Below are 12,734 nucleotides of genomic sequence, written 5' to 3' on the forward strand. Positions count from 1 at the left end.
TGCAGGTGTTCAGCGAGGTGACACCGGAGCCCGACGAAAAGACCATCCGCCGCGGTGTCGCGATGCTGGCGCGGGTCCAACCCGATCTGCTGGTCGCCGTCGGCGGCGGCTCGGTGCTGGACGCCGGCAAGGCGATCCGCCTGTTCTACGAACACCCGGAGAAGAGCCTCGATGAGCTGACGATGCCGTTCCTCGACCCGCGCCAGCATCGCGACACCGCGGCGGATGGTCTTTTCGTCGGGCTCCGGTGTCACCTCGCTGAACACCTGCACGTGTGGGGCGCGCAACTTGCCGCGCAGCTGGTCGACCACGCCGCGCTCTTCGGTCGGGACGTCGGTGATCACCACGACGGTTTCGCAGTCGAGATCGCGCAAGTTGTCCAGTGCGCCTTCGTTGAAGTAGGTATTGGACGGGACGCGGAACCACTGCGGCGGGGTGCGGCGCCGCGAGACGGTCTTGATGTTCAGTAGTTGTCGATAGTTGACGTTCTCCGTCGTGCTGGACCCGCCCCAGGTGCCGCAACCCAACGAGAACGTGGGCGTCAGGTTGTTGTACACCCCGCCGAGGGCTCCGACCGCGGTGGGCGCGTTCACCAGGATGCGCCCCGTGCGGACCGCCAGGGCGTATGCCTCGATGACGTCCTCGTCGTTGGCGTACACCGCCGACGTGTGACCCAGCCCCCCGTGCTCGGTGACCAGGACGGCCACGTCGATGGCGTGCTGTACGCCGGTTGCGCGCACCACGCCGAGCACCGGCATCAGCTTCTCGGCCAGCAGCGGATGCGAAGCGAGTTCGTCCAGGTCGGCAGGTAGCTGTGCCAGCAACACCTTCACGGTCGGCGACACACTGAAGCCGGCTCGGGCGGCCAGCTCCGGCGCCTTCTGCCCGAGCGCCTCGTGCGAGACCTTGTCGCCGCAGCCGAATGCGAACTCTGCCAGCGCCGTGGCCTCGCCCGGGGTGAGCAGTCGGGCGCCCATCCGCTCGAACTCGGCAATCGCCTCGTCGTATATCTCGTCATCGATGATGCAGGTTTGCTCGGCCGGGCAAATGACCGAGGAATCGAAGGTTTTCGAGATCAGGATGTCGACGACCGCGCCCTGCAAGTCGGCCGTCTTGTGAACGTAGATGGGCGCGTTGCCGGGGCCAACGGACAGGCCAGGCTTTCCGGCCGAATTCGCCAGCGCGACGATCTTCGGTCCGCCCGTCACCCAGATGAAATCGACTCCTGGGTGCTTGAACAGGTAGTGCGTCACCTCGTGCGCGGCGTCCGGAATGACTTGGAGCGCCCCAGGTGGCATTCCGGCCGCTTCGGCCGCGGGGCGGAGGATCTCCAGGCTGCGTGCGCAGCAGCGCACCGCATCCGGCGAGGGCCGGAAGAGGATGGCGTTGCGGGTCTTGGCGGCCACGATCGCCTTGAACAGCACCGTCGAGGTCGGGTTGGTCACCGGGGTGATACCCAGCACGACGCCGATCGGCTCGGCTACATGGGCGATGTTGTTTTCGACGTCCTCGTCGATGATTCCCACCGATTTCTTGCCGCGCAGGTAGTCGTGCAGGAACTCGGTGGCCACATAGTTCTTGACGACCTTGTCCTCGAAGACGCCGAAGCCGGTCTCCTCGATCGCGACAGTCGCCAGTTCCCCGGCGGCGCGCACGCCCGCGCGCACCATCGCCTCGACGATCGCATCGACCTGCTGCTGGTCGAGCTTGCGGAATTCTCGGGCCGCCTGGGCCGCCGCGTCGACGATCGCGTCGACTTCGTGTTTGCGCTGTTCGGCAACCGCGGGTGCTTCGAGCGGGGAGGCGGTCTGCGTTTGTGTAGTGGTCATGATCGCGATTTCGGCTCAGGAACAGGTACTAAGGGCTCCAGAATGAGCGGATGCCACGTCGTCCGCCTAGGGCTGAAAGGCCCTCGCCGAGCTGGCCCGGCCAGGCCACATCTGGCGCGTGCGGACCGTCCGCGGTGCCCAGCCCGGGCCGATACTGGCGGTCATGCGCGTCACCGTCGACTACGACCTGTGCGAAGGGCACGGACAGTGCCTGCTGGCGGCTCCCGACGTGTTCGACATTCCCGACGGTGCCGAACAGGTGGTGGTGCTCGAGCCGGAGCCACCCGAAGCCGACCGCGAACGGGTGATTCGGGCGGCCGCGATGTGTCCCGCCCAAGCGATCCGAATCCTCAACTGATCCGGACGGTTTCGGCAACGTCATCGAGCAACCGGTAGCGCCCGGCCAACGCGGCGGCGGCGATGCGGTTGTTGACCCCCAGTTTGTGCAGCAGCGCGGCGACCATGCGTTTCGCCGTGCGCTCCGACACCAGCATCCGCTGGGCGATGTCACCGGTCTCCATGCCGGTCGCGAGCAGCGTCCACAGTTGCAGATCCTGCGCGCTGAGGCTGTCCAGCAGCTCGGATGGCGGCTTGCGGGTGTTGCTCAGCAGCGCATCGAGCAGGGCGCCGTCGACGACCCGCAACCCCTCGGCGATCGTCCAAAGTGGCCCCGCCAGCGCCTCCGGCCTCGCGGTCTTGGGCAGGAAGCCGTCGGCTCCGGCCCGCAACGCCTCTTCGGCCAGCCCCAGGTCGTCGGTCCCCGAAAGCGCCAGGATCCGGGTCTTCGGGTGGCGCGCCTTGATGTGCCGGATGGCGGCGACGCCGCCCAGGGGCGGCATCGACAGGTCGATGATCGCGACATCGGCGCCGCAGCGGGCCACCAGGTCGGCTGCCTCTTCCACGTACGTCGTCTGGCCGCCGACGGTGAACAGCCCGCCCCATTCGCGGGTGAGCAACAGGGCCAGGCCCTGTGCAAACAGTTCATGGTCGTCCACGATCACCACGACGTACGGCGAGCGAGTCATTGCCGCGATGCTAACCCCAACTCTATGGTCAGCTGGGTGAGACAGCTCGATCGAACGGACTTCGACGGCGAGGACTACGGGCTGGCCCGAACCGTCGTCGCGGTACGGGTCGCCGTGGTCATCTCAATCGGCGTGCTGCTGGCGATCGGACCCCAGTGGGTCCGGCAGCACACCGCCGCCACGGTGGCGGTGTTGGGCGCCGCGATGCTGTACGCGGCCGTGCTGATGGCCTATCCGCAGCTGGAGGTCCGGCGCACCCGGTACTCGTGGCTGGTCACCGGCTTCGATTCGGCGTTCACGCTGGCGCTCATCGCCTTCAGTGGCGGCGTCTACAGCCCGGTGGTCGCGGTGCTTGCGCTGGCCGTCATCGCCTCGGCTGCGCGGCTGTCGTTCAGCGAAACCCTATTGGTCGCAGTACTTTTAGGTGCCGCCTACGTCGCGGTGGCGCTGACGTCGTCGCCCCGACTTCCGGTCACCGCGGCCCCGGCCCTGCAGGCCGGGTGGTCGGCGGTCTATCTGATCTTCGTCGCGATCATCACCGCGGGTCTCTCCGCGCTCGCCGAACGCGAACACCGCTCCCGGGTGCGGGCTTTGGTGGAGGCCGAGGCCGAACACGCCGCCGCCGAAGAGGAACGCGACCTGCGGGCGCGCCTGCTGCGGTCCTACCAGTCGCAACAGGACGGACTTCAGGTGCTGGTGCACGAATTCCGCACCCCGGTCACGTCTTTGGAGGCGCTGACCGAGGCGCTGACTTCACAGCGGGCCATGTCGCAGGCCGACCGGGACACCAGCCTGCAGCTGGTGGCGCGCCACGTCCACCACCTGGCGGACATGCTCGACGCGCTCTCCGACGTCGCGCTGAGTCGCCGCCCGACCTTCTCGGCGGGGCGGGTCCGTCGCGTTGACGTGGCCGACCTCATCGTTGCCGCCGCCGACGCCGTCGGTCTGGCGGCGCCGCGGTTGCGGCTGAGTGTCAGCGGCGACGTCGGCGCCGTGGCCGTGAACGCCCAGGGGCTGCGCCGGCTGCTGACCAACCTCCTGGAGAACGCCTCCCGGCACGGCAGGCGCGAACCGGTCGACGTCACGTGCTCGCGGGAAGGCGATGAGTTGGTCTGCGCCGTGGCCGATCGGGGCCCCGGCATCCCGGCCGACAGCCTGGGCGAGCTGACCACCAAGTACGTCAGCGTCGGCGGCCAACGTGGCACCGCCGGGCTCGGCCTGTGGATTGTGCAGCAGATCGCCGAGGCGATGGGCGGCCGGGTCGACTTCGCCGCGCGCGACGGCGGGGGCCTGGTCGCCACCTTCCGCGCACCGATCGCCTGATCGCGGGTTTCATGCGCTGGCCCGCGCAGGCCAGTGTTTGGCACTCGCGCCTGTGCCGCGCCGCCACCGCGCTGGTCAGCATGGCCAGATGACCGCACCCACGACCGCGCCCACCCACAAGGGCATCGATCTGAGCGCCCGCGAATTCTGGGCGAAACCCCCGGAAGAGCGCGACGCCGCCTTCGCCGTCCTGCGCGCGGAGAACCCCGTCCCGTGGAGCCGCCCCGCGGAGTCGGATCTGTTGCCTCCCGAGCTGAACACCAGGGGCTTCTGGTCGCTGACCAAACAAGAGGACATCCGGATGGCCAGCCGCCACCCGGAGATCTTCTCCTCGGCGCAGGGCATCACCATGGAGGACTTCGCCCCGGAGGCGGTGGAGATCGCCCAGTCGTTCATCGCCATGGACGCCCCGCGGCACACCCAGCTGCGCGGGATCACGACGGAGGCCTTCAAGCCCAAGAACGTGCGCCGCCTGGAAGGCTGGATTCGCGGCCACGCCCACGACCTGGTCAGCGAAATGGCACACCTGGGTGAGGGCGACTTCGTCCAACTCGTGTCGGTCAAGCTGCCCGGCCGCATCTTCGGCAGCTTCTTCGGCCTGCCCGAAGGCGAACTGCGTGATCAGGCCGTCAGCGCCGCGCAGCGGCTCGTGGGCTGGACAGACCCGAACATCCGCGGCGAGCAGAGCGAACTCGAATTGTTCATGGGCGCCGTGATGGACCTGCACGAGGTCGCAACGGTCTTGATCCCGCAGCGGCGGGCCAATCCCGGCGACGACCTGATGACCTGGATGGTGCAGGCCGAGTTCGACGGCAAGAAGATGACCGACGACGAGCTCAAGGCCTTCTTCGTCTTGATGGGTGTCGCGTCCAACGACACCACGCGGCACGCCTCGGCCCACGCCATCGCGGCCCTTTCGAAATTCCCCGACCAGCGCACGCTGCTCGTCGAGGACGTCGAGGGCCGGGTCGGCACCGCCGTCGAGGAGGTGTTGCGCTGGGGGTCGCCGCTGCTGCACATGCGCCGCACCGCCACCCAGGACATCAACATCCGCGGCTCGGAGATCAAGGCCGGCGACAAGGTGGTGCTGTGGTACTACTCGGGCAACCGCGACGAGGACATCTTCGAAGACCCCCACTCGTTCAACATCCTGCGAAACCCGAATCCGCACATCGCCTTCGGTGGCGGCGGTCCGCACTTCTGCCTGGGCGCGGCGCTGGCACGCACCATGCTCAAGGCGTTGCTGACCGAGGTCTACACGCGCATCCCGGATATCTCGGCGCCGCAGCCCAACTACGCCCTGGCCAACTTCATCAACGGTGTCAACAGCCTGCCGGCGACCTGGACGCCCGAGAAGCGCTGATCCCAAGGAGTTTTCGATGAAAACCAAAGCAGCGGTGCTGTGGGGGCTGCACCAGAAGTGGGAGGTCGATGAGGTCGACCTCGACGGGCCCAAGGAGAACGAGGTCCTGGTCAAGATGGCCGCCGCCGGGCTGTGCCACTCCGATGACCACCTGATCACCGGCGACATGCCGATGCAGTTACCGGTCGTCGGTGGGCATGAGGGCGCCGGCGTCGTCGTCGACGTCGGCCCGGGCGTCACCGAAGTCGCCGAAGGCGATTCGGTTGCGCTGAGCTTCATCCCAGCCTGCGGCCGCTGCGAACCGTGTTCGCGCGGCATGAGCAACCTGTGCGTGCTCGGCGCCGCCATCATCGCGGGACCGCAACTCGACGGCACCTTCCGGTTTCACGCGAAAGGACAAGCGCTGGGCCAAATGTGCGTGCTGGGAACGTTCTCCGATACACGGTGGTGCCGCTGGCCTCGGTGATCAAGGTCGACCCGTCCACCGCACTGGACACCGCCGCCCTGGTCGGGTGCGGAGTCACCACCGGCTACGGCAGCATGGTGCGCACCGGCGAGGCACGAGACGGCGACACCGTGGTGGTCATGGGCGTGGGCGGGATCGGCATGAACGCGGTGCAAGGCGCGCGGATCGCGGGTGCGCGCGTGATCGTCGCGCTGGATCCCGTTGAGTACAAGCGTGGCCGCTCACTGGAGTTCGGTGCCACCCACACCGCTGCGACGGTCGACGAGGCCCAAGCCCTGATCACCGACCTGACGCGCGGCCAGATGGCTGACGTCTGCGTGGTCAGCACCGATTCGGCTGAAGGGGCGTATGTGGCTCAGGCGCTGAGCCTGGTCGGCAAGCGCGGCAGGGTGGTGATGACCGCGATTCCGCATCCGACCGACACGTCCGTCGCCATGTCGCTCTTCGATTTGACCCTGTACGAAAAGCAGGTTCGCGGTTCACTTTTCGGATCCTCCAATCCGCGGCACGACATACCCCGAATGCTCGACCTGTACCGCGCCGGGCGGCTCAAGCTCGACGAGCTCGTCACCCGGGAATACACCCTCGACGAGATCAACACCGGCTACGCCGACCTGCACGCCGGGGTCAATCTCCGCGGACTAATCCGGTTCTGACTCTGCCATGAGCCTAATCACCATCATCGTCATTCTCGCTGCCCCGCTGGGAATCCCGGCCGGGGTAAGCGCCGCGCACCACGCCGCCGGCCGATGGAGGAGCTTCGCGCGATGGCGCCGACGGATCACGGCTCGAAGTTAGTGCCGCTCGTCAGCTGTTCCCATTTCGCGATCTCGCCGGCGCGAGCGTCCGCGGCGTAGCGGTAGTAGGCCAGGGCGTCCGGGCCGAGGAGCAGGAATCCCGGGGGCTCGCTTGACTCGACCGCCGCGATGATCGCGGTGGCCGCCTTGGCGGGGTCGCCGGCCTGGTTGCCGTGCATGGTGTCGTTCTCCTTGCGGCGCCGCCCCGCGGTCGCGGCGTAGTCGTCGATGACGGTGGCCGACTGGACGAGCGAGCGACCGGCGAAATCGGTACGGAATGCACCAGGCTCGACGATGGTCACCGAAATGCCCAGTGGGGCAAGCTCACCGCGCAGGGCGCCACTCATGCCTTCGACGGCTGCCTTGGCGGCCGCGTAGTAGCCGGACCCCACCGGGGTCACGGTTGCGCCGATCGAGGAGATGTTGACGATCGCGCCGCTGCGGCGTGCCCGCATGCCGGGCAGGACGGCCTTGATCATGGCGACGGTCCCGAAGAAGTGCGTGTCGAACAGGGTGCGCACGTCGGCGTCGTCGCCTTCTTCCACGGCGGCGCGGTAGCCGTAGCCGGCGTTGTTGACCAGGACGTCCGGGACGCCGAACCGATCGTGGGCTTCGCGCGCCGCCGAGGCGACCTGTGCGGGGTCGGTGACGTCGAGCGTGACGGCGAGCACCCGCTCGGGCGCGGCCGACGCCAGGTCGGCGACCTTCGCGGCGTCGCGCGCGCTGACGACGGCGTTGTGGCCGGCCCCGATGACGGCTTCGGCGAGCGCGCGACCGAGTCCGGTCGAGCAGCCGGTGATGAACCAGGTGGACATACGGACGGCTCCTTAACACCGAGACGAAATGCAGGGCTATGCCGTTGCAATTCTTCTCTTCGATCGCGGAACGTGGGCCTTCATAATCAACTATCGTCCGTCTTGAGCAATTGATCGGCACCGGCGAAGGAAGCATGCAGTGAGGACGCTAGAGGGCGTTCTGGCCAGGCACCCGTTCTTCCGCGGGATGGACCCGCGCCATGTGCAGTTGGTGGTCGGGTGTGCGGCAAACCTGCGCTTCACCGCGGGCGAGTTGATCTTCCGCGAGGGCCAGCCCGCTGATCACTTCTATCTCATCCGCGCGGGCAGGATTGCGCTCGAAACCCCCGCGCTGGGCCGCGGCAGCTTGACGGTGCAGACGCTCGGAGACGGAGACATCCTGGGCTGGTCGTGGTTGGTGCCGCCCTACAACTGGCGGTTCGACGGGCGCGCGGTCGAGACGACGCGCGCCATCGGTTTCGACGGCAAGTGCCTGCGCGGCAAGTGCGAAGAGGACCACGAACTCGGGTACGAACTGCAGAAGCGTGTGATCGCGGTTCTCGGCCAGTATCTCGATGCGACAAGGTTCCGGCTCCTGGACATCTATGCCGATGTCGTCGGATAGGGACGGACCGGCCCTCAGCCTTCGAATGCCGGACCGTCGAAGCGGTCACGAGTGATGAATTCCGCGACCGGTCGGCGGCGCAGCCTGGTCGGCTGGCGCACCGGTTTGCCAAGGGGCACAACCGCGGCGAGCGCGTGCAGGTCGGGGATCCCCAGCAGGCGGCGAACCTGGTCCTCGGCCGCGATGGCCATGGTTGTGATGGTGCCGCCGTAGCCCTCGCTGCGGGCGGCCAGCAGGACGTTCCAGATCAGCGGGTAAACGGATGCGCCACCGGCCAGGCCGACGCGGTCCAAGTCCTGATCGATCGAGGCGACGACGGTCAGGTCGACCGAAACCACAAGGACGACCGGCGCTTTCGCGATCGGCGCGACGAAGGTGTCGGGGATGTCGGTCTGGTCGATGACGTCCTGCGGCACACCGCTGGGATGGATTGAATTCCAAGGGTTTTCACCCGCCTGCAGTTGGGCGAAGTAGCGCCGGGCCGCGGTCACGCCCAGATCGGCGAGGCGGCGACGGGTGTCCGGGTCACGCACCACGGTGATGTGGGCGCCCTGGCGGTTGCCGCCGCTCGGGGCGAACCGGGCGTTGTCGAAGATGCGCCACAACACCTCGTCGGGCAACGGGTCGTCGGTGAAATCGCGCGCCGCGAACGTCGTCCGCATGACGTCGTACAGCTCCATGGCGGCGTCACGCGCTCGCGGAGGCGCGGCGCTCCAGGCGGAAGGTGCGTTTGAATCCGGCCGGCTGCGTCGTCAGGGTCACCTCGACCGCACCGCTGGGCGCGATGACGTAGCGCTCCTCGACGTCGGGCCCGTCCCGCCACCGGCCGACCTGCTGGCGCCCGAGGTCGTCGCGCTCGTGCAGGGCCGGGTCGAACGGGAAAAGAACCGGGTCGTAGGGCGTCACGTCGCCGTCGGGCCGGCCGTTGACCAGGCGGCTGCACTCGACGAACCGGAAGTGGCCGATGTTGTGCGCCGCCCGGTAGGTCCGCTTCACCACCAACGGGGTGTGCCCATCGGCGGGCAGCGAGACGTCCTTGCACACGATCGGGTCGAAGACGACGCCGGCGCCGGCTTCGGCCTCGCGGAAGACGCCGAAGTTGCGCGAGAAGCGTTCGGAGAGCGCGAAATCGGATTCCTTGTCGAGAAAGACGGCCAGGCCGATCGCGGTGGCCGCGAAGGGGTGCGGCGAGCGTTTGACCCGCTTGTCGCCGAAGGCGGTGCGCAGCATCCGCGAAACGAGCGGGAAGCTGCCGGCGCCGCCCACGACGTAAATGCCGGCGACTTCCGACCAGGTCACGTCGGTGCCGCCCGGCGCGGGGTTGTGCAGGACGCGTTCGAGCAGCTTCATCGTCTTGTCGACCAGCGGAGCGCAGGCCGCGTAGACGTCGTCGACCGGACACGAGAACGGGGGCCGGTCCGCCCCGTCGACGCCCGAGAGGTCCACCAGGAAGCGGCGCGTCTGCGGACCCACCGCCTCCTTGCGGGCCGCGACCTCCTCCCGCAGCAGGTCGCGGGCGGCGGCGTCTACGCCGGAGAGCCGCGAACCGGCCAGCACGAGGTCGACGATCGCCTCGTCGAAGTCGTCGCCGCCCAGGCGCTGGATGCCCTCACTGATGACGACCTCGTTCGCGTGTCCGGTCATCTTGAGCAAGGAGGCGTCGAAGGTGCCGCCGCCCAGGTCGTAGATGAGGACGTATTCCCGTTTGGCGGTGATGGTGGAGCGGTACCGGTGCGCGTATTCCAGGCTCGCGGCGGACGGCTCGTTGAGTAGCGCGACGACGTGGAAGCCGGCCGCGACGAAGGCGTCCAGTGTCAGCAGGCGCTGGGCGCTCGAGGCGTTGGCCGGCACGCTGATCGCGGCCTCGACGGTTTCTCCGGCGGCGAGACTGGCGTTGGAGCGGCGCAGCAGGTCGCTCTTCAGCTGGGCCAGAAAGCCGGTAAGCAGGTCCGCCAGTCGATGGCTGCGGCCGGCCAGGCTCACCTCGGTCTGGGGCCCGGCCTCATTGAGCAGACGTTTGAACGATCGCAGGACCGACCACCCCGGGTCGTGGCGGACGGCGGCGGCCTCCGCACCGAACCGCAAGTCCCCGGCGGCGTTGGCCGCGACGATCGACGGCCACGCGTCAACGCCGTCGAACGAGATGACGGGATAGTTGCCTCGGTCGACGGCCGCAACGACAGTGTGTGTGGTGCCAAAGTCGATGCCGACTCTCATCGCGCAATCTTAGGACCGCGCTGGGGAGTTCGACACGACCTTTTCGGTCGGCGCGTCCCATCGTTTTTGCAACTCCCGCTCGGCGGCGGTAGCGACCAGACCCGACGGCGCGAACCGCTTCGACGGCACTGGCTCATCCTCGGTCAGCGGCCTGCCCGCGCCGCGCATCGCGCTCAAGGCGACGACCACCCCGGTGATGACCACGATGACGACGACAAGCGCGAACAGGATGGACAGCGTGCCCTGGACGAAGGTGTTCCTGATGACCTCGTCGAGTTGATGGGCGTTCTTGGCCGAACCGAACGACGTCTTGCCGGCGTTTCTGGCCGCGAGGTATTGGAAGTGCTGCGTCCAATAGCCGACATTGGGATCCGCCGAGAAGATCTTCTGCCACGACGCGGTGAGCGTGACCGCCAAGTCCCACAGCAGCGGAATCCCGGGAATCCATGCCCACTTCAGCAGGCCCTTCTTCACGACGATCACGGTGATCACGGTCAGCGCGACGGCGGCCAGCAGCTGGTTGGCGATGCCGAACAGAGGAAACAGGGTGTTGATGCCGCCCAGCGGATCGGTCACGCCCATCAGCAGGATGCTGCCCCAGGCGGCGGCCACGGCGAGGCTGCAAACCCACACGCCCGGCCGCCAGCTCGGGTTGCGCAGTTTGGTCAGCGGGCCGCCGAGGTTGCCGAGTGCGTCGGACAGCATGAACCGCGCGACGCGGGTGCCCGCGTCGACGGCGGTCAGGATGAACAGCGCCTCGAACATGATCGCGAAGTGATACCAGAACGCCTTGAGACCCACCCCGCCGAAGACGCGTTGCAACACCTCCGACATGCCGACCGCCAGGGTCGGGGCTCCGCCGGTGCGCGACACGATCGACTTTTCTCCCACCCCGGCGGCGGCCCTGGTGAGTTGGTCCGCGGTCACCGGGGTGCCCGACAGGCCGAGCCGATTGACGTAGTCGGCGGCGGTGGCCGCGGTGCCACCCGTTTGCGCGGCCGGGGCGTTGAGGGCGAAGTACAGGTGTTGGTCGAGGATCGCTGCGCTGATCAGGGCCATGACGGCGACGAACGACTCGGTGAGCATGCCGCCGTACCCGATGAACCGCATCTGGCTTTCCTTCTCCAGCAGCTTGGGCGTCGTCCCCGACGAGATCAGCGCGTGGAACCCGGACAGCGCGCCGCACGCGATGGTGATGAACAGGAAGGGGAACAGCGAGCCGGGGAACACCGGTCCGTCGCCGCTGGCGGCGAACCGCGAGATCGCGGGTGCCTGCATGAGCGGGCGGGCCAAGCAGATGCCGACCGCTAGCAGGGCGATGGCGCCGACCTTCATGAATGTGGAGAGGTAATCGCGCGGGGCCAGCAGCAGCCAAACAGGCAGCACCGAAGCCACGAAACCGTAGCCGATGATCAGCCACGACACAGTCACCGGTGAGATGCTCAACCACGTTGCGGCCCAGGGTGTTTCACTGACCCAGTTGCCGGAGGCCACGGCCAGCATCAGCAGCACGAAGCCGATGATCGATACCTCCGCCACCCGCCCCGGCCGCAGGAATCGCAGGTAGCACCCCATGAAGAGGGCGATGGGGATGGTCATGCCGATGGAGAACACGCCCCAGGGACTTTGGGCCAGGCCCCGCACCACCACCAGCGCCAGCACCGCGATGATGATCACCATGATGACGAACGCCCCGACCAGGGCGGCAGCGCCGCCGGTGGCGCCGAGTTCGTCGCGGGCCATCTGACCCAGGGAACGTCCCCGCCGCCGGGTGGAGATCCACAAGACCAGGTAATCCTGGACCGCGCCGGCGAACACCGCGCCGATGACGATCCAGATAGTGCAGGGCAGGTAGCCCATCTGCGCGGCGAGCACCGGGCCGACGAGTGGTCCGGCTCCGGCGATGGCGGCGAAATGATGACCGAACAACACCCGCCGGTCGGTGGGCACGTAGTCGGTGCCGTCCTCGAACATTTCAGCCGGCGTCGCGTGATCGTCGCGCGGGCGGACGATTTTCATCTCGATCAGCCGGGCGTAGAACCGGAAGCCGATGAGGTACGTACAGATCGCCGCGACCACGAACCAGACCGCGTTCACCGCCTCGCCGCGCGCGAACGCGATGATCGCCCACGCGACCGCACCGATCACGGCGATGGTCCCGAACACGACCTTGTGCCGGACGGTGATGGGGGAGCGGTCCACGATCGCGACGGGCGGCAGCTGCTCGTCGGTGTGGATGTAGCTGACGTCGTCGTCGCGCGCTTTCACTGCCACGGCGGAAACCCTACGCGCGGA

General features: G+C 67.9%; 9 protein-coding genes and 3 pseudogenes. 6 read left to right on the forward strand and 6 right to left on the reverse strand.

From position 1 onward, the window contains the following. Positions 1 to 62: 62 nt before the first annotated feature. Positions 63 to 110, forward strand: a pseudogene (locus A5697_RS28590) (hypothetical protein); the annotation flags it as partial. Positions 111 to 191: 81 nt separating this feature from the next. On the opposite strand, the pseudogene A5697_RS24490 reads toward A5697_RS28590, so the two are convergent. Further along, a pseudogene (locus A5697_RS24490) lies at positions 192 to 1,829 on the reverse strand (aldehyde dehydrogenase family protein); the annotation flags it as partial. Positions 1,830 to 1,992: 163 nt separating this feature from the next. Between A5697_RS24490 and A5697_RS24495 the strand changes: the two are divergent. Next, positions 1,993 to 2,187, forward strand: coding sequence for a ferredoxin (locus A5697_RS24495; RefSeq protein ID WP_067945587.1), 195 nt, complete (start codon positions 1,993 to 1,995; stop codon positions 2,185 to 2,187). Here A5697_RS24495 and A5697_RS24500 read toward each other — a convergent pair. Next, entirely contained in the window at positions 2,180 to 2,854 is a 675-nt protein-coding gene (locus A5697_RS24500) for a response regulator transcription factor (RefSeq protein ID WP_197501104.1), read from the reverse strand. The genes A5697_RS24495 and A5697_RS24500 overlap by 8 nt on opposite strands. A gap of 36 nt (positions 2,855 to 2,890) precedes the next feature. On the opposite strand from A5697_RS24500, the gene A5697_RS24505 reads away from it, so the two are divergent. From A5697_RS24505 to A5697_RS24515, 3 genes and pseudogenes are all read left to right on the forward strand, one after another. Further along, positions 2,891 to 4,177: a sensor histidine kinase KdpD gene (locus tag A5697_RS24505; RefSeq protein ID WP_231972172.1), complete on the forward strand. Its 1,287-nt coding sequence runs from the start codon at positions 2,891 to 2,893 to the stop codon at positions 4,175 to 4,177. Between the two features lie 88 nt (positions 4,178 to 4,265). Then, positions 4,266 to 5,540, forward strand: coding sequence for a cytochrome P450 (locus tag A5697_RS24510; protein WP_068012307.1), 1,275 nt, complete (start codon positions 4,266 to 4,268; stop codon positions 5,538 to 5,540). 16 nt (positions 5,541 to 5,556) lie between these two features. Beyond that, positions 5,557 to 6,662: pseudogene (locus tag A5697_RS24515) on the forward strand (NDMA-dependent alcohol dehydrogenase). 125 nt (positions 6,663 to 6,787) lie between these two features. Here A5697_RS24515 and A5697_RS24520 read toward each other — a convergent pair. Then, positions 6,788 to 7,618 (reverse strand): oxidoreductase, encoded by an 831-nt coding sequence (locus A5697_RS24520; RefSeq protein ID WP_068012308.1) that lies wholly within the window; start codon positions 7,616 to 7,618, stop codon positions 6,788 to 6,790. A 139-nt stretch (positions 7,619 to 7,757) separates the two neighbouring features. Between A5697_RS24520 and A5697_RS24525 the strand changes: the two genes are divergently transcribed. Then, complete coding sequence (locus A5697_RS24525) at positions 7,758 to 8,222, forward strand: cyclic nucleotide-binding domain-containing protein (protein ID WP_067945597.1); 465 nt, start codon at positions 7,758 to 7,760, stop codon at positions 8,220 to 8,222. A 14-nt stretch (positions 8,223 to 8,236) separates the two neighbouring features. Here A5697_RS24525 and A5697_RS24530 read toward each other — a convergent pair whose 3' ends face one another. Genes A5697_RS24530 through A5697_RS24540 form a run of 3 tightly spaced genes read right to left on the reverse strand, consistent with a single transcriptional unit; the run spans position 8,237 to position 12,713 of the window. Then, positions 8,237 to 8,902: a nitroreductase family protein gene (locus A5697_RS24530; protein WP_068012309.1), complete on the reverse strand. Its 666-nt coding sequence runs from the start codon at positions 8,900 to 8,902 to the stop codon at positions 8,237 to 8,239. A gap of 7 nt (positions 8,903 to 8,909) precedes the next feature. After that, positions 8,910 to 10,439 carry an Hsp70 family protein gene (locus A5697_RS24535; RefSeq protein ID WP_068012310.1) on the reverse strand — a complete coding sequence of 510 codons (1,530 nt, stop codon included), beginning with the start codon at positions 10,437 to 10,439 and terminating at the stop codon, positions 8,910 to 8,912. A gap of 9 nt (positions 10,440 to 10,448) precedes the next feature. Then, the gene (locus tag A5697_RS24540) at positions 10,449 to 12,713 is read right to left on the reverse strand and encodes a carbon starvation CstA family protein (RefSeq protein ID WP_068012311.1); all 2,265 of its coding nucleotides are present in this window, start codon (positions 12,711 to 12,713) and stop codon (positions 10,449 to 10,451) included. Between the last annotated feature and the right edge of the window lie 21 nt (positions 12,714 to 12,734).

Origin of the sequence: Mycobacterium sp. E3251 (assembly GCF_001666835.1) — a bacterium.
GTDB lineage: Bacteria > Actinomycetota > Actinomycetes > Mycobacteriales > Mycobacteriaceae > Mycobacterium.

What these genes read in the sequence shown, in the direction of transcription:
- A5697_RS24495 (WP_067945587.1), top strand. Translation starts at nt 1,993, where the DNA reads ATGCGCGTCACCGTCGACTACGACCTGTGCGAAGGGCACGGACAGTGC.
- A5697_RS24535 (WP_068012310.1), bottom strand. Translation starts at nt 10,439, where the DNA reads ATGAGAGTCGGCATCGACTTTGGCACCACACACACTGTCGTTGCGGCC.
- A5697_RS24500 (WP_197501104.1), bottom strand. Translation starts at nt 2,854, where the DNA reads ATGACTCGCTCGCCGTACGTCGTGGTGATCGTGGACGACCATGAACTG.
- A5697_RS24520 (WP_068012308.1), bottom strand. Translation starts at nt 7,618, where the DNA reads ATGTCCACCTGGTTCATCACCGGCTGCTCGACCGGACTCGGTCGCGCG.
- A5697_RS24530 (WP_068012309.1), bottom strand. Translation starts at nt 8,902, where the DNA reads ATGGAGCTGTACGACGTCATGCGGACGACGTTCGCGGCGCGCGATTTC.
- A5697_RS24510 (WP_068012307.1), top strand. Translation starts at nt 4,266, where the DNA reads ATGACCGCACCCACGACCGCGCCCACCCACAAGGGCATCGATCTGAGC.